This window comes from Paenibacillus sp. FSL R10-2199 (assembly GCF_038000235.1).
Lineage (GTDB): Bacteria > Bacillota > Bacilli > Paenibacillales > Paenibacillaceae > Paenibacillus_AQ > Paenibacillus_AQ phytohabitans.
Genome location: NZ_JBBOBO010000002.1, coordinates 1,527,616 through 1,545,382, shown reverse-complemented (window position 1 = coordinate 1,545,382; position 17,767 = coordinate 1,527,616). Strand labels below are relative to the sequence as shown.

At 54.1% G+C, this 17,767-nt stretch carries 15 protein-coding genes; 10 read left to right on the top strand and 5 right to left on the bottom strand.

Annotated elements, in window-relative coordinates; all coding sequences use genetic code 11:
• The first annotated feature begins 169 nt into the window (after window positions 1–169).
• The 7 genes from msrA (at window position 170) to NYE33_RS34555 (ending at window position 9,245) form a co-directional block, all read left to right on the top strand.
• Window positions 170–1,147, top strand: coding sequence for a peptide-methionine (S)-S-oxide reductase MsrA (gene msrA / locus NYE33_RS34585; protein ID WP_341069865.1), 978 nt, complete (start codon window positions 170–172; stop codon window positions 1,145–1,147).
• Between the two features lie 347 nt (window positions 1,148–1,494).
• A complete protein-coding gene (hutH, locus tag NYE33_RS34580; protein WP_341069863.1) occupies window positions 1,495–3,039 on the top strand; it encodes a histidine ammonia-lyase in 1,545 nt (514 codons plus the stop codon).
• A 238-nt stretch (window positions 3,040–3,277) separates the two neighbouring features.
• Window positions 3,278–3,400 (top strand): hypothetical protein, encoded by a 123-nt coding sequence (locus tag NYE33_RS34575; RefSeq protein WP_341069861.1) that lies wholly within the window; start codon window positions 3,278–3,280, stop codon window positions 3,398–3,400.
• Window positions 3,401–3,550: 150 nt separating this feature from the next.
• Window positions 3,551–5,230: a urocanate hydratase gene (gene hutU / locus NYE33_RS34570; protein ID WP_341069860.1), complete on the top strand. Its 1,680-nt coding sequence runs from the start codon at window positions 3,551–3,553 to the stop codon at window positions 5,228–5,230.
• Window positions 5,230–6,504 carry an imidazolonepropionase gene (hutI, locus tag NYE33_RS34565; protein WP_341069857.1) on the top strand — a complete coding sequence of 425 codons (1,275 nt, stop codon included), beginning with the start codon at window positions 5,230–5,232 and terminating at the stop codon, window positions 6,502–6,504. The genes hutU and hutI overlap by 1 nt, the downstream gene beginning before the upstream one ends.
• The gene (locus NYE33_RS34560; protein WP_341069856.1) at window positions 6,504–7,916 is read left to right on the top strand and encodes a Zn-dependent hydrolase; all 1,413 of its coding nucleotides are present in this window, start codon (window positions 6,504–6,506) and stop codon (window positions 7,914–7,916) included. The genes hutI and NYE33_RS34560 overlap by 1 nt, the downstream gene beginning before the upstream one ends.
• Window positions 7,917–7,928: 12 nt before the next feature.
• The gene (locus NYE33_RS34555) at window positions 7,929–9,245 is read left to right on the top strand and encodes an amidohydrolase family protein (RefSeq protein ID WP_341069853.1); all 1,317 of its coding nucleotides are present in this window, start codon (window positions 7,929–7,931) and stop codon (window positions 9,243–9,245) included.
• Window positions 9,246–9,409: 164 nt separating this feature from the next.
• Here the strand turns inward: NYE33_RS34555 and NYE33_RS34550 are convergent, their stop codons facing one another.
• Window positions 9,410–12,271 carry an S-layer homology domain-containing protein gene (locus NYE33_RS34550; protein WP_341069851.1) on the bottom strand — a complete coding sequence of 954 codons (2,862 nt, stop codon included), beginning with the start codon at window positions 12,269–12,271 and terminating at the stop codon, window positions 9,410–9,412.
• 356 nt (window positions 12,272–12,627) lie between these two features.
• Between NYE33_RS34550 and NYE33_RS34545 the strand changes: the two genes are divergently transcribed.
• The 3 genes from NYE33_RS34545 (at window position 12,628) to NYE33_RS34535 (ending at window position 13,968) form a co-directional block, all read left to right on the top strand.
• Window positions 12,628–13,362, top strand: a complete 735-nt coding sequence (locus NYE33_RS34545) for a ZIP family metal transporter (protein WP_081969841.1) — start codon at window positions 12,628–12,630, stop codon at window positions 13,360–13,362.
• Window positions 13,359–13,508 carry a hypothetical protein gene (locus tag NYE33_RS34540; protein ID WP_341069848.1) on the top strand — a complete coding sequence of 50 codons (150 nt, stop codon included), beginning with the start codon at window positions 13,359–13,361 and terminating at the stop codon, window positions 13,506–13,508. Before NYE33_RS34545 ends, NYE33_RS34540 begins: the two co-directional genes overlap by 4 nt.
• Window positions 13,509–13,674: 166 nt before the next feature.
• The gene (locus NYE33_RS34535) at window positions 13,675–13,968 is read left to right on the top strand and encodes a hypothetical protein (protein ID WP_042134081.1); all 294 of its coding nucleotides are present in this window, start codon (window positions 13,675–13,677) and stop codon (window positions 13,966–13,968) included.
• A gap of 119 nt (window positions 13,969–14,087) precedes the next feature.
• On the opposite strand, the gene NYE33_RS34530 is transcribed toward NYE33_RS34535, so the two are convergent.
• The 4 genes from NYE33_RS34530 to NYE33_RS34515 form a co-directional block, all read right to left on the bottom strand.
• Complete coding sequence (locus NYE33_RS34530) at window positions 14,088–14,996, bottom strand: aldo/keto reductase (protein WP_341069846.1); 909 nt, start codon at window positions 14,994–14,996, stop codon at window positions 14,088–14,090.
• Between the two features lie 155 nt (window positions 14,997–15,151).
• Window positions 15,152–16,141: an aldo/keto reductase gene (locus tag NYE33_RS34525; RefSeq protein ID WP_039302057.1), complete on the bottom strand. Its 990-nt coding sequence runs from the start codon at window positions 16,139–16,141 to the stop codon at window positions 15,152–15,154.
• Between the two features lie 159 nt (window positions 16,142–16,300).
• Window positions 16,301–17,146, bottom strand: coding sequence for an AraC family transcriptional regulator (locus NYE33_RS34520; protein ID WP_042134085.1), 846 nt, complete (start codon window positions 17,144–17,146; stop codon window positions 16,301–16,303).
• 251 nt (window positions 17,147–17,397) lie between these two features.
• On the bottom strand, window positions 17,398–17,709 hold the full coding sequence (locus NYE33_RS34515; protein WP_042134087.1) for a (2Fe-2S) ferredoxin domain-containing protein: 312 nt from the start codon (window positions 17,707–17,709) through the stop codon (window positions 17,398–17,400).
• Window positions 17,710–17,767: the final 58 nt, after the last annotated feature.

Sequence of the window (17,767 nt, the reverse complement as noted above, 5' to 3'; positions counted from 1 at the left end):
AATAAGCCCAGAGAGACACAGATTCACATCATAGCTATTCTTGTGCTGGACGAGCTGACCAACGGAAGGGATCTCCCGGGGAAGTATGGAGCATTCACAGCGTATTCCGCTCTCGTGAAAAAGGATATTCATATATAATAGGGGAAAAGAGTACAAGGAGGCGGTCTGGTTGACTACTAACAATACACTCCAGGTGGCCACCTTCGCCGGCGGCTGCTTTTGGTGTATGGTCAAGCCGTTCGACGAGCTGCCGGGTATAATCTCGGTGGTATCCGGTTACACGGGAGGACATACGGAGAATCCTACCTACGAGGCATTAGGAAGAGAAGCTACAGGGCATAGGGAGGCGGTGCAGATCACCTTTGACCCGGAACGTTTTTCTTATGAACGTCTGCTGGACATTTATTGGCAGCTGATTGATCCGACAGACGGCGGCGGGCAATTTATGGACCGGGGGCGTGCTTACGAGGCGGCGATTTTTGTACACAGTGAAGAGCAGCGGCAGAAGGCGGAGCTGTCGAAGGCGGCGCTTCAGGCCAGCAAGCGGTTCAAAGCACCGATTGTGACGGAAATTCTGCCGGCAGCAGCCTTCTATCCGGCGGAAGCGGAGCATCAGCATTATTATAGAACCCATCCGCTGGACTACAAGCTGTACCAGAAGGGTTCAGGCCGTGATGATTTCACGGAGCTGCACTGGAACAGCCGCGAAGACAAGAAGCAGCTGCTGAAGCAGCTGACAGAGCTGCAATATGAGGTCACCCAGAAGAAGGCTATGGAGCCGCCGTATCAGAACGAGTATTGGAACCACTTCGGGGAAGGGATCTACGCCGATATGATCAGCGGTGATCCGCTATTCAGCTCCACGGACAAATTCGATGCCGGCACCGGCTGGCCCGGATTCACCAAGCCGGTGGAAGAGGGGCTGATCCGCCGAGAAGCGGACTACGGCAGCGGTGAAGTACGGACGGTGCTGCGCAGCAGGCTGAGCGGGGCTTATCTGGGAGATTTATCCTACGATGGCCCGGAGCCGGCGAAGCTGCATTACCGGGTGAATTCCGCCGCACTGCGTTTTATTCCGAAGAATGAGCTTGCGGAGAAAGGGCTTGGGCGGTATTTAGAGCAGTTTGAGCGGGAGAGCCAAGGTTAACTCCGGATGAAGGCTAACTTCAGGACGGAATATCATATGTATTAGGGCAGGCTTCCGGATCTGGGGGCCTGCCCTAACTTGTTTTTAATGAGGATTATTCATGATTAGCGAGTGTAAGGCATATTATATAACGTCAAGAAAAGAGGAGATCTCCGGCATGGGAGAAGCATCGGCTTCAGTGCGGGGGATGATGTCCGGAAGCGTGGAGCATGAAGGGGAATGGATTTGGATTCAATCATATCTAGGAATTATTAGCCGTAATATAGCGATTAGTGATATAGAAGCCGGTACCTCTATTAGGGTATGGGCTTTTTCTTTTTCTATTACCCGGGAAGCAGGTGAGGCATATGCCCGAGATAGACAATCAAACCGTCATGATCCGCGGCAATACATTAACCATTGAGGAAGTTGTTAAGGTGGCCCGGTATTATCGGATGGTGGACCTGAGCGAGGAGAGCTGCCGCAAGGTGGACCGTACCCGCCAATATGTAGAGAAGCTCCTGCTGGAGAAAAAAGTGGTGTACGGCCTCACGACCGGCTTCGGCAAATTCAGTGATACGTACATCTCGCCGGAGGATACGAAGCAGCTGCAGCTTAATCTGATCCGCAGCCACTGCTGCGGAATTGGCGAGCCGTTCCCGGAGGAGGTTGTGCGCGCAATATTGCTGCTGCGGATAAACGCCTTATCCCTTGGTTATTCCGGCATCCGTCTGGAGGTGATCCGGCTGATGGTGGAGATGCTTAACCGGGGCGTGGTTCCGGTAATTCCGGAGAAAGGCTCCCTGGGCGCAAGCGGTGACCTTGCTCCCTTGTCGCATATGGTACTGGTTCTGATCGGCGAAGGCGAAGCCTATTATCAGAGTATACGGATGCCTGGTGCTCAGGCGCTGGCCAAGGCGGGGCTAGCGCCAATTGTCCTTGCGGCCAAGGAGGGGCTGGCCCTGATCAACGGAACACAGGTGATGACCGCTGTCGGCACGCTGGCCTGCCGGGATGCGCTGAATCTGGCCAATTGGGCCGACTGCACGGCCGCACTCAGCTGTGAGGCGCTGCGGGCGGTCCGGGATGCGTTCGACCCGGCGACGCATGCGGTTCGTCCGCATCAAGGCCAGCGCCAGGCGGCCGATAATATCCGCAATCTGACAGCCGGCAGTAAGCTGATGACTAATCAGGGGGAAGTGCGGGTGCAGGATGCCTATTCGCTGCGCTGCGCGCCGCAGGTTCACGGTGCAAGCCGTGATGCGCTGGCTTACATCGCAGAGAAGCTGGAGATTGAGATCAACTCGGCCACAGACAATCCGCTGATATTCGCGGATGAAGACAAGGTAATCTCGGGCGGGAACTTCCACGGGCAGCCGGTTGCGCTGCCGATGGATCATCTGTCCATCAGCGCGGCGGAGCTGGCGGATATTGCCGAGCGGCGGATCGAGCGGATGGTTAATCCGCAGCTGAACGAGGGGCTGCCCCCGTTCCTGACGAAGAACGGGGGGCTGCAGTCCGGGTTCATGATCGCCCAGTATGCGGCGGCGTCTGTGGTGTCCGAGAATAAATCACTGGCTCATCCGGCCAGTGTGGATTCGATCCCCTCCTCCGGCAATCAGGAGGATCATGTAAGCATGGGCACGATCGCCGCCCGGAAGGCGAAGCAGATCGTCGACAATGCCTATGCGGTGCTGGCGATCGAGCTGCTCTGCGGGGCGCAGGCTGCCGATTTTCGGGGGCCTCAGCTGCTCGGGGCGGGCACGAAATGGCTGTATGACCGCTGCCGGGAGCTGGTCCCGTTCGTGGACGGGGACCGGGTCCTGTCCGGTGATTTCGCCACCATCGCCGAGTGGATGAAGGAAGCGGATGTGCTGGAGGAGCTGTTCGCACTGGTTCCGTTTCATTCCTGATCAAGGGCAAGCAGAAACATTCGATTCCGCTAACCGGTTAGTTACTGGAGGACGGGGTTCGGCCGATCAAGCCTTTTGGCGAGTTTTAAACGAGGCAATGGGGCGGTAATGTAACAGTTTACTCGGAGTTCATGTCTGGAAGCCGGCTGAGAACTTTAGTTCAGCCGCTATAGGCATAATTGTTGTAAATTTTGCAACTTTGATACCTGGATACCCGGGTGTTCAGGGGGATTGTTGTATGGAATACAACAATTCTCCCGCTAAGCCGGTTGGAAGAGGAGGAATGCTGTATTTTCTACAACAATTTCCGGTTACGGCCGATTTGATGAAGGGAATGTTGTATTTTGTGCAGGATTTTTAATCGAAAATGCAATTCGCTACCTTGCGGGATAACGCTGCATTCAACCACGTATGAAAGTTTCCCGCTGGAAGGGGAGTTATCTGCAGCGTAAGCAGTCACCGGGTTCCCGGCATGATAAGCATGTTCAATGGAGGAAGGGGAGTTAAGAATATGAATATGGATGAACCAAGAGTCTGCCGCGCGCCAAGAGGCAACGTGCTGAACACCAAGGGCTGGGTGCAGGAAGCGGCGCTGCGCATGCTGATGAATAATCTCGATCCCGAGGTGGCGGAGCACCCGGAGCAATTGGTTGTCTATGGCGGGATCGGCAAGGCCGCGCGCAACTGGGAGAGCTATGATGCTATTGTGCGCTCCCTTAAGATGCTCGAGGACAACGAAACTCTGCTGATACAGTCCGGCAAGCCGGTTGCCGTCTTCCGCACCCATCGTGATGCCCCGCGCGTGCTGCTGGCCAATTCCAATCTGGTGCCGGCCTGGGCCAACTGGAGTACCTTCCATGAGCTGGACCAGAAAGGGCTGATGATGTACGGGCAGATGACGGCGGGCAGCTGGATTTATATCGGCACACAGGGAATTGTGCAGGGGACATATGAGACGTTCGCGGAGTGTGCGAGGCAGCATTTCGGCGGTTCACTTCGGGGGACGATCACGTTTAGCGCGGGACTCGGCGGCATGGGAGGCGCGCAGCCGCTGGCCGTCACCATGAACGGCGGGGTATTCATCGGCATCGATGTGGACCGGACGCGGATTGAGAAAAGAATCCAGTCCCGCTACTGCGATGTGCTGGCCGAAACGCTGGATGAGGCGCTGTCGCTGGCTGAAGCAGCCCGGGACACCGGGCGGGCACTTTCGGTGGGCCTGCTCGGCAATGCGGCAGAAGTACTGCCGGTGATGATATCCCGGGGCTTTGTCCCGGATATTCTGACCGACCAGACCTCGGCCCATGATCCGCTGAACGGCTATGTGCCGGAAGGCTTCACGGTGGATACGGCTAAGCAGCTAAGAATTGAGGACCCGCAGGGATATATACAATTGGCGCGAAAGAGTATCGCCCGCCACGTCGAAGCGATGCTGGAGCTTAAGCGGAGGGGGGCGGTTACCTTCGATTACGGCAATAATATCCGCCAGGTTGCCTATGATGAAGGCGTGAAGCAGGCTTTTGACTTCCCGGGCTTCGTCCCGGCCTATATCCGCCCGCAATTCTGCGAAGGCAAAGGACCGTTCCGCTGGGTCGCCCTGTCGGGCGATCCTGAAGATATCTATAAGACGGATACGGCTATTCTGAAGGCATTCCCGGATAACGAAGGGCTGCAGCGCTGGATTACTCTGGCGCAGGAGAAGATCTCCTTCCAGGGGCTGCCTGCACGGATTTGCTGGCTCGGCTACGGTGAACGGGCGAAGTTCGGGCGGATTATCAATGATATGGTGGCAGCCGGAGAGCTGTCTGCGCCGATTGTTATCGGCAGGGATCATCTCGACGCAGGCTCTGTCGCTTCCCCCAACCGGGAGACGGAAGCGATGCGTGACGGCAGTGATGCGGTATCGGATTGGCCGCTGCTGAATGCGCTGGTCAATACCGCTGCCGGTGCCAGCTGGGTATCGCTGCACCACGGCGGAGGCGTCGGCATGGGCTATTCGCAGCATGCCGGAATGGTCGTGGTGGCGGATGGAACGAAGGAAGCGGAAGCACGGCTTGAACGGGTGCTGACCTCAGATCCGGGGATGGGCGTAGTCCGCCATGCGGATGCGGGGTATCCCCTGGCTGTGGAGACAGCCAAGGCTCAAGGCATTGTGATGCCCATGCTGATTGACCCGAAAGGAGTCAAGTGATGATCTATATTCAGAACGCTGCGCAAATCGCGACGCTTGGCGGTGCCAGTAGTAAGCCGAAGACGGGCAAGGAGATGGAGGAGCTCGGGCTAATCGGGCATGGGGGAATCGTGATTGAAGACGGTATCTTCACCTTCGTCGGCAGTGATGAGGATGCGCGCAGCTATGTGGAGCAGCATGCCGGAGATAAGCAGGTGACGGTGTTCTCAGCGGAAGGAAAGACTGTTACGCCGGGGCTGGTCGATCCCCATACCCATGCCGTTTTTGCCGGCTCCCGGGAGTTTGAGCTGAATCTGCGGCTGCAGGGCGCTAAATATATGGACATTCTAAATGCCGGAGGTGGAATTCTGTATTCCACCGAACGGACCCGGGAAGCTACGGAGGAACAGCTGATCGCCGAAACCTTGAAGCGGCTGGACCGTTTCCTGGCGCATGGGGTTACCACCATCGAAGCCAAGAGCGGATACGGATTGCGGCTGGAGGATGAACTGAAGCAGCTGCGGGCGGCCCGGAGGCTGGATGCTTCCCATCCGGTGGATGTGGTGTCCACATTCATGGGCGCGCATGCCGTGCCGGTGGAATATCGCGGCGATGCGGATGGATATGTCCGAAGTGTGATTGAAGAGATGATTCCGGCTGTGGCCCGGGAGGGGCTGGCGGAGTTCTGTGATGTGTTCTGCGAAGAGGGAGTATTCACGGTGGAGCAGTCCAGGGACATTCTGGAGGCAGGCCGGAGCTGGGGGCTGAAGCCCAAGCTCCATGCCGATGAGATTGTCTCCTGCGGAGGAGCGGAGCTGGCCGCCGAGCTGGGGGCAGTGACAGCGGATCATCTGCTGCATGCTTCCGAAGCTGGCATACAGGCGATGGCGGAGAGCGGAGTAATCGCCGTATTGCTTCCGGGCACAGCCTTCTTCCTGATGGCGAAGCCTGCGGATGCGCGGGCGTTGATTAATGCTGGTGTGCCTGTTGCGCTGTCGACCGACCGCAATCCAGGCTCTTCCCCGACGGAATCGCTGCCGTTTATTATGAATCTGGGCTGCCTGACGATGGGCATGACTCCGGCGGAGGTGCTGACGGCCTGTACAATCAACGCGGCACATGCGATCTGCCGTGCGGATGTGATCGGCAGCATTGAGGTTGGCAAACAGGCAGATCTGGTAATGTTCGACGCGCCGAATGTTCTCTACCTCCAATACCATTATGCGGTGAATCTGGTGGATACCGTGTTCAAGAAGGGTGAGGCAGTCATTCAGAACGGAAGGAGGGTATGGTGATGAGAGCCTTGCGGATTAATGCGGAACGTCTGCAGAATAACATCCGGGAGCTGGCCAAGTTCGGCCTGAATAAGCAGACCGGAGGGCTGGACCGGACGACCTTCACTGAGGCCGAGCTGGCCGCCCGGCAGTGGCTCAAGAGTAAGCTGCTGGATCTGCAGCTTAGGGTCAGGGTAGATGAAGCGGCGAATATCTGGGCCACCCGGAGGGGAACGGGACAGGGGACTATATCCGGAGATTCGGATGTTATGGAGTGTCCAGAGGCTCCGGAAGACTTAGAGGTTTCAGGAGTTCCGGATGGGCAGAGGATTTCCGATCCGTCAGGAAATTCCGTAGCTGCCGGCGGTTCCTGTGCTTCCGGCAGAGCACGGGAGAGCCTTCCGGTGATCGCATTTGGCTCCCACATCGATACGGTTCCAAACGGCGGGAAATATGACGGTGCGCTTGGCGTTCTGCTGGCTCTGGAGGTTATGACAGTACTGGAAGAGAACAAGATCAACACCCGTCATCCGCTGGAGCTGGTTTCCTTCAGCGCGGAGGAGCCGAACCCGTTCGGACTGTCTACGTTCGGCAGCCGGGCAGTCTCGGGCAAGCTCAGACAGGATGATCTTGCCGGAGTGCGCAATGATCAGGGGCAGCTGCTGACGGAGGCGCTGCGGCGGGCAGGCGGCGATCCTGAGCATTTCGAACAATGCCGGAGGGAACCCGAGGCGTTTGCAGCTTTTCTCGAAGTCCATATTGAGCAAGGTAAGCGGCTGCTGGACCGGGGCATTCCAGTGGGAATCGTCACCGCCATCACGGGAATTTACCGCGAGGAGATTACCGTCACGGGGGAAGCGAATCATGCCGGTACCACCTTGATGCAGGACCGGAAGGATGCGCTGATGGGCGCTTCCGAGATGATGCCGGCGTTCGAAGCGGTCTGCCGGAAGCAGCCGGCGGATGAAGCCGTGGGCACGATCGGGCGGATCAGCAATGAACCGAATGCCGCCAATATTATTCCGGAGAAGGTACTCTTCCACCTGGAGGCCAGGGGAGCGGACCGCCAGCAGATTCAGGAGATGATAGGGGACTGGAGCCAGCAGGCTGAGGGGATTGCCCGAAGCAGAGCCCTCCGGCTGGAGCGGCGGCTGATTCTGGATCAGGCGCCGCAGCCAATGGATGCACGGGTCATTGATGTGAGTGCTGCGCAGGCAGAAGCGCTGGGGATTCCGGTTCTGCAGCTGGGCAGCATGGCTGGTCATGATGCTACGCATATGCCTTCACTGACCCGCGCGGGAATGCTCTTCGTACCGAGTCTGGGCGGCAAAAGCCATTGCCCGGAGGAAGAGAGCCGGATAGCGGATATTGAGAAGGCGGGCAATGTCCTGCTGCAGTCTATTCTGGCACTCGATGAGCAACTAAGCCGTTAGGAGGACCAAACCATGCGCGAAATATATTCAGCAGATGTTCTGTACACACAGGACGAATTCAAGAAGAATGGCGCTCTGCTGGTGGAGAACGGGATAATTACGGATGTGGGAGAACGTGAAGAGCTGCTGGGCCGCTATCCCGATGCCAGGCACATCCACTGGGAGAACAGAGCTATCGTTCCCGGTACCGTCAATTCACATAATCACTCCTTCCAGAGTCTGCTGCGCGGGATCGCGATTGATAAGCCGTTTCTGGATTGGCGGGATCAGGCCCTGTACAAGTACACACCGCTTCTCGATGAAGAGGCCATCTATACCGGCGCGCTGCTTGCCTTCGGAGAGATGCTGCGCTACGGAATCACGACCGTCTGTGATTTCTTCTATGTGCATAACGGCGGAACTGTCTACGATGAAGCTGTGATCCGGGCCGCGGTTGATCTGGGAATCCGGCTTGTATTTGCCCGCACGATGTATGACTGGACCGGGGCACCACTTGCTTACCGGGAGAAGGTTCCGGAGGCTGTAGAGCGGACGCGGTCATTAGCCAAGAAGTATCAGGGTAATCCCATGGTTACAGTGCATCCGGCTCCGCATAGCCCGCATGCGGCTTCACCGGAGATGATTAAGGCCGGGCATAAGCTGGCCATGGAGCTGGATACACCTTTTCACATCCATGTGGCAGAAGAAATGTTCGAGGTAGAAGAGATCCAGCGTGACTATGGCCTGCGGCCTGTACATTATCTGGATTCCCTGGGCGTTCTCGATGAGCGGATGATTGCGGTTCATCTGGTCTGGGTGGAGGATTCTGAGATTGAACTGATTGGCGCAAGACGCGGGTCGCTGGCATACTGTCCGTCCAGTAATATGTTTCTGGCTGACGGGGTGACCCGCATTCCCGACCTGCTGAAGGCAGGCGTCAGAGTGACACTCGGGACTGACGGAGGCTGCAGCAATAACCGGATCAGCGTGTATGAGGAGATGCGCATGTGTGCGCTTCTGCAGAAGGTCAGCCGGCTGGACGGTACCTGCATCACCGCCGGACAGGTGTACCGGATGGGCACCCGGAGTGCCGGGGAGATTCTGCAGCTGCCGGTGGGTTCGCTCGAAACCGGGCAGCACGCCGACTTCGCGGCGCTCGACCTTCAGGATCTGTCGCTGGCTCCGAAGCGGGAATTGTTCGCGAACATGGTCTATGCCATGCAGCCGGGAGCGATCCGGACAGTAGTCGTTGGCGGGAATGTGGTTTTTGAACAAGGAAAGATCAAGGCAGTATCCGAGGCAGCCATCGGAGGACGGGTAGACCGGTTGTTTGAGAAGTGGGCGAAGTAAAGGGAGGAATGGATAGATTAATGATAGAACGGTGGAGTCCAGGTAGTCAGATTGATGTCAGGCAATTGGACAAATGAATGCCAAATAGCCAGGCTATAGAAAGCCTGGCTATTTGGTGTGGAAATATAATTTAACATACATGTTAAATTGGGCTGCTGCGTGATCTATTCTTCTTCGTTAGCAATTAAACTGAAAATCCAATGTAGATCTTTTATTGCCTGAATGTATTGCTCGGCCGTTGCTTCAGGATTGCTTACAACTACTTCTGCGGCAGTTAGAGGATCGGCAAGGCGATCGTCATTCAGAGTTCGTGCATAGGCAATGGTTTCAGGCAGCGCAGTGAATACGCTTGGAACTGTAATGAAGATTTCTTTGGTAACTGCAGAACTGTCGAGTTTCAACTCCAACGTAATACTATATTTCACCGGCTCTGCAGTTCCGTTATAATCCATGTACCATAAATAATAGTCTCTAAGTAGATATACATCATCAGTAACGGTAGATGGAGCTTGGAAATCCATAATTCTAACATCAAAATCTCTAGGCCACTCGAACGCTGGATCAGCCATATAGACCGTTTGGCCAACAGTCATTGTGCCGGGAAGTACCCGGTCCTTGAAGTTGCCGGCGATGGTTGTAGCCAGTTCTGCATAAGATGCTTCGGAGAGCACCGGGATAGGAATCGCATAGCTTTCAGTACGATTCGGCTTTTTCAGGGAAATATAGATAGTGGTATACTCTTTTCCGAAATCAAGTCCTGTCATTCTAATACTGGTTGATTCACCATACACTGTTGCAGTCTGCAATGGTTCAGCTGTTCCACCCTCTTCTGAGTACACAGAGATCACATCTCCTGGCTCAAGTCCATAAACATTTACAATGTCGTTGGTACCGACATGATTCTCCACAGAAAGGTTGTAGGTATTAGGCGTAGGACTCACATCAACCTCAACATAAGGGGGATTCACTGTCAACATGTTCGTGTCTGTGAAGCTCAGCTCACTGCCTGCAACATTCATATCAAACACATGCCAGTATTCATCGGTGCTGTCTGCAACAGGGATATGGTAAGTTTTTACCGGTGTTGCGTTGCTGCCGTTGTAGATTTCTACTTTGGCTCCGGAAGCAGCTAAGGTTTGCGTATGATCTGCTCCGTTTCCGCTAAAGTTGTGGACGTAGAACGTATATTTGCCGTCGACACGTTTGCGGATGGTAGTAGTCTCCGGACCGTATGAAGAGGTGTCATCATGATCCAGATCGGCATACACTACATCATTATTGGAGAATTCTCTGTCACCGTACCAGGTATGGAAGGATTGGTTGCCAGGTGCAGGCCCAATCAGATGCGAATCTTCATCATACGGATACTCGTCCCAGGTGAGAACAATCCGGATTTCGTCGGCAGCCGGGATTTTTATAGCTGTAGCATTCTGTTCAGTGTTCTTATGGGTCGTCAACGAAGCGCCAATCACGTAAGTAGTAATATATCCTGCTTTTGATAACTCTCCGGTATAGATGCCGGGAGCCAGATTGGCAAAATACTTGCCTTCCGCATCCGTAATCACGCTGGCGGCAATGGTTCCGGTTGTCGCTGCAAGACCTTTACGGAAATGGATAGTCATATCCGCTACCGGGTGATTGTCCACATCCGAGATATAACCTTCGAATCCGTAGACCACCTCGGTTACTGCGTGTGAATTGCTGCTGTTTCCGGACACTACCGGAGCGCCAACAACAGCTGAAGCATTATTGCCGTAGCTCACATGTCCCGGAGTCTGGGCGATGGTCGAGCCGCTGGTATTAATCAAGGCAGTGCCAATGGAGCCTTTTCCGGTTACTGAGGCAACAGCATTTAGAATCAGCGTATTGATACTTGCTCCGCTAGCGATATCAATTCTTGTATTTGCGGCACCTGGAGCAAGCGTGAGCTGCCCGATGGAGCCCGAGGTCAGGTTGACCTTAATAGCGGTAGCGAATATATTTACCGTCTCAAAGGTTCCGGCCAAAGCTACTTCTGCACTCGCCGGAATAGCTGCGGAGAGATCGATATTACCGAAGCCGCTGCCGGTTCCGCTGCCTTCTTCAAGCAGTGCACCTGACTGCAGAGTAATCTGTTCAACAGAGCTGGTACCTTCGGTGACAATTCGGATACTGCCGTCCTTCTTATTGACAATGACGGTTACAAGCACTGAATCCACTACATGGATACTGTTCTTTCCGCCGCCTGCAATGGTAGTGGTACCCTTAACCGTGACATTCTTCAGGGTCACATCACCTTTGCCTACAGCTTCGCTGATCACCAGATCACCTGTGATGATGGTATTGCTCAGCACAACTTCGGACGCTTCAATATACACAGAGCCGTTGACTGTGACAACGCCTGTCTCAGGTCCATAGTTACCTGCTTTATCGTAAACGATTGTATTAGCGGAAGAGGACGTTTGGAGTTTCAAGGCCCGGTCCAGCACACTGACAGCTTCTGCCCGGGTAGCCGTAGCGAGCGGTCTGAATTTTTGACCATAACCGTTCATAATGCCTGCTGCAGCAATGGCGTTAATCTGCTTCTTGCTCCACTCATGGCCTGCAGCCGTATCCGTAAATGAAGCGGCCATATCCACTGCGTTCAGCTTAAGGACAGAACTTACAATGACCGCCATTTCTTCACGGGATAGTGACTGATTGGGTCTGAAGGTCTGATCCGGGTATCCCATTATGTATCCTGCAGCAGCAGCTTTGGTAATATCCGTATAGAACCAGCTGGATGATTTGACATCCGCATAGGTGATTGCTGCTGTATTCGTATAACCAAAGGATTTGTTGATCAATGCTGTGAATTCGGCACGGGTAATTTGGTGGTCAGGCTGAAGAGATCCATCCTGATAGCCGGTAAGCAATCCTTGCTGCTGCCATTCCGTAAGGACACCCTCCGCCCAATGACCGGCTGCGTCTTTGGCCACAGCGGTAGCCCCGGAAGTATCAGGAGCACTGGAAGCAGCGAATGATTGGCCCAAAGACATGAGATTCATACAAATACATAGTAATATAATAAGTGTGTTTCGGCGTAGCCTGTTTTTTCTCTTCAATTCTTGACACCAGCTTTCATTAAAGTCTAATTAGGAAAGGTAAATGTTATGTAAAGGAACCTCCTTTGAATGTTAAATACTACTATTGAATGACGAAGAATGTCTATGAAATATTAGTTTTTTTGGAGTAAAAAGTAGTATTTTGTATAAAAATAGGATATTCGATTTAATTAATTGCGTTATTATGTAAATGTTTTTGTAAACCGGGATAATACGTAATAGTGAAATTCTGGTTATATTTAAGGCTGCCGGAAGCATAAGCTTGTCTATAAGTCCTGTCCACAAAAGGGGTTGAAGACTTGGCGAGTGCGTTTCTAGGCAGCTTTTTATCTGCAATGGCTACGGTTCTTGGCGTGATTCCCATCCTGTTCGTGAAGCGGCTGTCTGAGCTGTGGAAGGATGTGCTGGTTGCCTTTACCGCCGGAATTATGGTGTCCGCGACCACCTTCGGACTGATGCCGCAGGCGATCAAAGAGTCGGGAATCATCGCTCTTACTCTGGGTCTGATTACCGGGGTGCTTCTGCTTGATCTGATCGAGAGCCATATTCCGCATATTGATGTGGAGAACAAGCCCGGTCTCAGCAATCTGGATTCCAAAGCGCTGCTCGTGATGATCGCGCTGTTCATTCATAATATTCCCGAGGGTCTGAGTACCGGCTTCAGCTATGCCAGTGAGCAGGCGAGCCTGGGGCCCATGGTAGCTATTGCGATCGGTGCCCAGAATATGCCGGAAGGCCTGATCCTGGCAATATTTCTGATGAATGCCCGTGCGACCCGGCGCAAGGCATTGACTATTGCCGCCCTGACCGGCCTCATGGAGATGGTGTCGGCGGTCATCGGTTATTTTACAGCCAGCTATGTGCAGAATGTAGTTGGTTACGGGCTGGCCTTCGCAGCCGGAGCGATGCTCTTCATTGTCTATAAGGAGCTGATCCCTGAGAGCCACGGCCATGGATATGAGCGGCCTTCGACTTATTCGTTTATATTTGGATTGCTGGCGATGGTGTATATTACAACGTTTTTTGGCGGATGACGGATTTGTTCCATCACTGCCTGGGCGCGGCCGTATGCCAGCGCTGCCCGGAAGCTTGGGCTGATCCTGGACAAGGCGGCAACAAATTTAATCCGCTGCAGAAGGCTACGCGGGCTGAAGCGGTGCAATTGATCTCCAAACTATAGTTTCATTGATCTCAATATTAAGACCGCCTATGGTGTAGACACCAGGCGGTTTTTTGTATTGAACTGAAAGCGAGACACGATTTGCGTCTGCTTCCCAAAGCAGCTATACTGGCTGTTATCCCAGCGATTCATAGAGCGCTAGCTTGAAGATGGAAGGTGTGATTTGATGGACAGACTAACCTGGGAAGCTTTACTGACATTTGTACTTCTGGTTGCTGGTTTCATAAGCTTGTATGCTGCCATTCACAAACGGACGAACTTTGCCCGTTACAGTATGACGGTTCTGCTGATTGCCAGCGGGGCGCCGCTCGCGGTGATGCTGGTGCTGGAGAGCAGAAGAGACGCGCTCGATGCGAATATTGGGCTGGGTATGGCCTTTTTGCTGACATGGCTCATTACTGCCCTGGTATTTGCAGCTTCGGTGATTATATGGATCGTTAAGAAGAGAAAGCACGGTTAACCGGATTTATCGCTGTAATTCAAACTTGTTCCCCGGAGGTATGAAAAAGAAGCTGTCCAATGACTGCAGATTTCCTGCAGCTTCAAAGGCAGCTTCTTTCGCTTTGGAATCATTCAACTCTACAAGTGCAGTGTATACCGTCCTGCCTTGCTCACCTTACGGACAGCCTCTAGCTCAAGGGCTGAGAGCGGCGGTGAGGTAGCGGATGCAATATTCTGCCGCAGCTGTGCAAGGCTGCTCGCCCCCGGAATAATTGCGGCAACGGCAGGATCAGCCAGCGGATACTGCAGCGCTGTCTGCGTCAAGGTACGGGTGAGGGTAGTCTGCTGCATCAGCTGGCCTTGCAGCTCTGACAGCTCCGCAGCAGTATAGTCCAGATATGCCCGCTCCGCCTTGCTGCGGCCATGTTTTGTCAGGGTGCCGCTGGCCAGCGGTCCCCGCGCAATCAGGCTGATACCCTCCCGGGCCAGCAGCGGAAGGATGCTCTCCTCCGGGCGTCTGTCGAGAATGCTGTACTGGCTCATCACACTGACTATTCCCGAGCGCTGCACATATTCCCGGATGACATTCGGCCGGATGGAGGAAATCCCGTAATGACGGATTACCCCTTCCTGCTTCAGCTCTTCAAAAGCTTCGATAGTCTCGTCAATCTCATCTTCCAGCGTTCCGCCGTGCAGCTGATACAGATCGATATAATCAGTCTGCAGCCTGCGCAGACTCTCTTTCACAGCCGAGCGGATATAGCTTTTGGAAGCATCCCAGCTCCAGCCCTCTTGGCCGGGAATTCTGCGGTTGCCCACTTTGGTGGCCAGAATTACATCTGCACGGCGGTGCCGGATCGCCTGGCCGACGATTTCCTCATTGCGGCCTTCATCGTAGAGATCGGCGGTATCCAGGAAATTGATTCCGTGATCAAGCGCTTCGTGAATAATAGCAGCGGCCTTCACCTCATCCGTCCCCAGCGTCATACAGCCGAGGCCCATGGCGCTTACATATAAATCAGATTGTCCCAAACGGTTAGTGTTCATCTGACCTGACGTCCTTTCGTTACTGTAATTGTGTCTATTATATCATCCTGATACGCCAAAACGGCAATCCCGCCGCCGCTGGCTGTCAGCCGGGCGGGCAGGATTGCCGTTATAAGTAAGAATAGATGTTGTCTTTCAGCCTTCCAGACGCCGGATTATCCGCGCAGAATGTTCTCGATCTGCTCCAGCTCTTCTGCGCTGAGCTCAGGCGCATTCAGGGAAGCTACAGCATCTTCGATCTGGCTGACTTTGCTCGCGCCGATCAGGGCGGAGGTCACTTTGCCGCCGCGGAGTACCCAGGATAAGGCGAGCTGTGACATCTTCTGTCCGCGGGCAGCGGCAATATCGTTCAGCTTGCTTACCTTGGCGATCACCTCGGCCGTGATTTCCTTCTCGGAGAGGAACACGCTTGGTCCGGCTGCACGGGAATCTGCGGTAATGCCTTTCAGGTAACGGTCGGTCAGGATACCCTTTTGCAGTGGAGAGAAGGCGATAGTGCCGATGCCTTCTTCAGCCAGCACATCCTGCAGCCCGTCTTCGATCCAGCGTGACATCATCGAATAGTTCGGCTGATGAATCAGGCAGGGAGTGCCGAGACGGCGGAGAATCTGCGCGGCTTCACGCGCTTCTTCAGGCTTGTAGTTCGAAATACCGACATACAGCGCTTTGCCCTGGCGTACAAGCAGATCCAGTGCAGACATGGTTTCTTCGAGCGGTGTATTCGGATCTGGACGGTGGTGATAGTAGATATCCACATAATCCAGGCCCAGCCGCTTCAGGCTCTGATCCAGACTGGATACGAGATTCTTCTTGGAGCCCCATTCGCCGTACGGGCCGGGCCACATATAGTAGCCGGCTTTGCTGGAGATGATCAGCTCATCGCGGTACGCGGCGAGATCCTTCTTCAGAATCTGTCCGAAGCTCTCTTCGGCGGAGCCTGCGGGCGGACCGTAGTTATTGGCGAGATCGAAGTGGGTAATCCCCAGGTCGAAAGCGCGGCGGACCATGGCCCGGCCGTTCTCGAACACATCGTTGCCGCCGAAATTATGCCAGAGTCCAAGCGAAATCGCCGGGAGCAGCAGGCCGCTGCGGCCGGTGCGGTTATATTTCATAGTGTCATAGCGTTCAGGACTAGCGATATACATATTATTCCTCCTACAATTTGTTGGTTAGTGTGTTCTGTGATTAATGTGTACAAACTGGCGCTCCCTATCCGGGGAATGTTAGCGTTTGCTTCTCCGGCCGGGCCACGTTCTTATTGTACCGAATCCGTGCGGATAATCGTATGTCAGCATGGATGATGTTTATAGAACAATGTCAGTATCGGTGTGGCGGATGCGGTATTCTTTGGGGGAGCAGCCTTTAACCTTTTTGAACATACGGGAAAAGAGCAGTGCGTCCTGATACCCGACAGAATGCGAGATCTCGCCGATGGTACAGCTGGTCTCGGTCAGCAGCTCGCAGGCCTTGGCAATCCGGAAATTAAGCAGATACTGCTGCGGCGGCAGACCGATCGTCCGTTTGAACAATGTGGAGAGGTACTTGCGGTCCAGCTTCAGAGAAGCGGACATGCTCTCCACGGTGACATTCTCACAATAATGGGCATGCAGGTAGTGGAGGCATTGCTCGACATAGACACTCTTTTGACGCGGAATCACCAGGTTTGCAGTGGCCGGAACCGTGCGCAGCAGCAGGGATAAGAACTCATAGAGGATTACCTTGAGCGGCAGATCCAGCACATCCTGGCAGTCGGCGGCTTCAGACAGCCTCTCGAATAGAGAGGGCATCAGCTCTTGATCCATCGGGAACACCGGCTGCTCGGGCGACAGCGAAGTCCGCGACAACAGATATCCGGCTTCTTCTCCGGTAAAAGCAATCCATGAATAGGTCCAGGGACTGTCCTGGTCTGCGGCATAATGCGTCACAACATGGGGATAGGTGAGGAAGGCTTGTCCTGCCCCCAGCGTGTGGCTCGCTTCCCCGACAACGACTTTGCCGGTGCCTTCGTGAATGAAGTGGATTTTGTATAAATCACGGACCCCGGGTCCTACGGAATGGCCGGGTGCGCATTGCTCCTGTCCCCAATAATGGAGATGGAGATCGGGACTGGTGCGGTGCGGACGATGGGAATTATATTTGAATATGGCCATGCTTCAGCCTCTTTCCTGTATAGGGAGTGTTCTTTGCCTAACAAGCGTATATTCTCCATTATACATCAGTTCCACTAAGGCTGATCAACCGCAAAATAACCCCATAAAGTGAGGCTCTGGCTTCGATGATTTGCTCAGGTACTTTACGGGGGCCCCAAGGCAGATACACCGCAAAAAGTCCCGGCTCCGCTGAAGGGGAGAGGGACCATACGTACATATTTCATAACACAGATGCCGGAGCTTCGGCAGGGTCAGGCTTCCATTTTGAGCATAACGAGCTCTTCCACAGGCACACCGTTCACCAGATGCTCCTCCACAATGCGCGCCACATCATCGGTGGTTACATTGTAGTACCAGATTCCGTCAGGATAGACGATGACAAAAGGCCCGTTGCCGCATAGGCCGAGACAGCTGGTTTTGTTGATTTTGACCGTTTTGTTAATCCCGTGTTCCACCATCTGCTCTTTGAATTCCTGCATGACCTCTTCAACATCCTGGTTATTGCAGTGTTCGCTGCAGCAGAAAAGTAAATGTTTCTTGAGCACCTTCAAACGCATATTCATCGCGGTTCCCCCTATAAGATATCTGAGTGGCTGACCTGTCTTATGAGGAGTATAGCCT

Bases quoted from the DNA above. Each gene is read 5' to 3' on its own strand.
- hutH (WP_341069863.1), top strand. From the start codon at position 1,495: ATGCCCGAGATAGACAATCAAACCGTCATGATCCGCGGCAATACATTA.
- NYE33_RS34575 (WP_341069861.1), top strand. From the start codon at position 3,278: ATGGAATACAACAATTCTCCCGCTAAGCCGGTTGGAAGAGGAGGAATG.
- hutU (WP_341069860.1), top strand. From the start codon at position 3,551: ATGAATATGGATGAACCAAGAGTCTGCCGCGCGCCAAGAGGCAACGTG.
- hutI (WP_341069857.1), top strand. From the start codon at position 5,230: ATGATCTATATTCAGAACGCTGCGCAAATCGCGACGCTTGGCGGTGCC.
- NYE33_RS34560 (WP_341069856.1), top strand. From the start codon at position 6,504: ATGAGAGCCTTGCGGATTAATGCGGAACGTCTGCAGAATAACATCCGG.
- NYE33_RS34555 (WP_341069853.1), top strand. From the start codon at position 7,929: ATGCGCGAAATATATTCAGCAGATGTTCTGTACACACAGGACGAATTC.
- NYE33_RS34550 (WP_341069851.1), bottom strand. From the start codon at position 12,271: ATGAATCTCATGTCTTTGGGCCAATCATTCGCTGCTTCCAGTGCTCCT.
- NYE33_RS34540 (WP_341069848.1), top strand. From the start codon at position 13,359: ATGACGGATTTGTTCCATCACTGCCTGGGCGCGGCCGTATGCCAGCGC.
- NYE33_RS34535 (WP_042134081.1), top strand. From the start codon at position 13,675: ATGGACAGACTAACCTGGGAAGCTTTACTGACATTTGTACTTCTGGTT.
- NYE33_RS34530 (WP_341069846.1), bottom strand. From the start codon at position 14,996: ATGAACACTAACCGTTTGGGACAATCTGATTTATATGTAAGCGCCATG.
- NYE33_RS34525 (WP_039302057.1), bottom strand. From the start codon at position 16,141: ATGTATATCGCTAGTCCTGAACGCTATGACACTATGAAATATAACCGC.
- NYE33_RS34520 (WP_042134085.1), bottom strand. From the start codon at position 17,146: ATGGCCATATTCAAATATAATTCCCATCGTCCGCACCGCACCAGTCCC.
- NYE33_RS34515 (WP_042134087.1), bottom strand. From the start codon at position 17,709: ATGAATATGCGTTTGAAGGTGCTCAAGAAACATTTACTTTTCTGCTGC.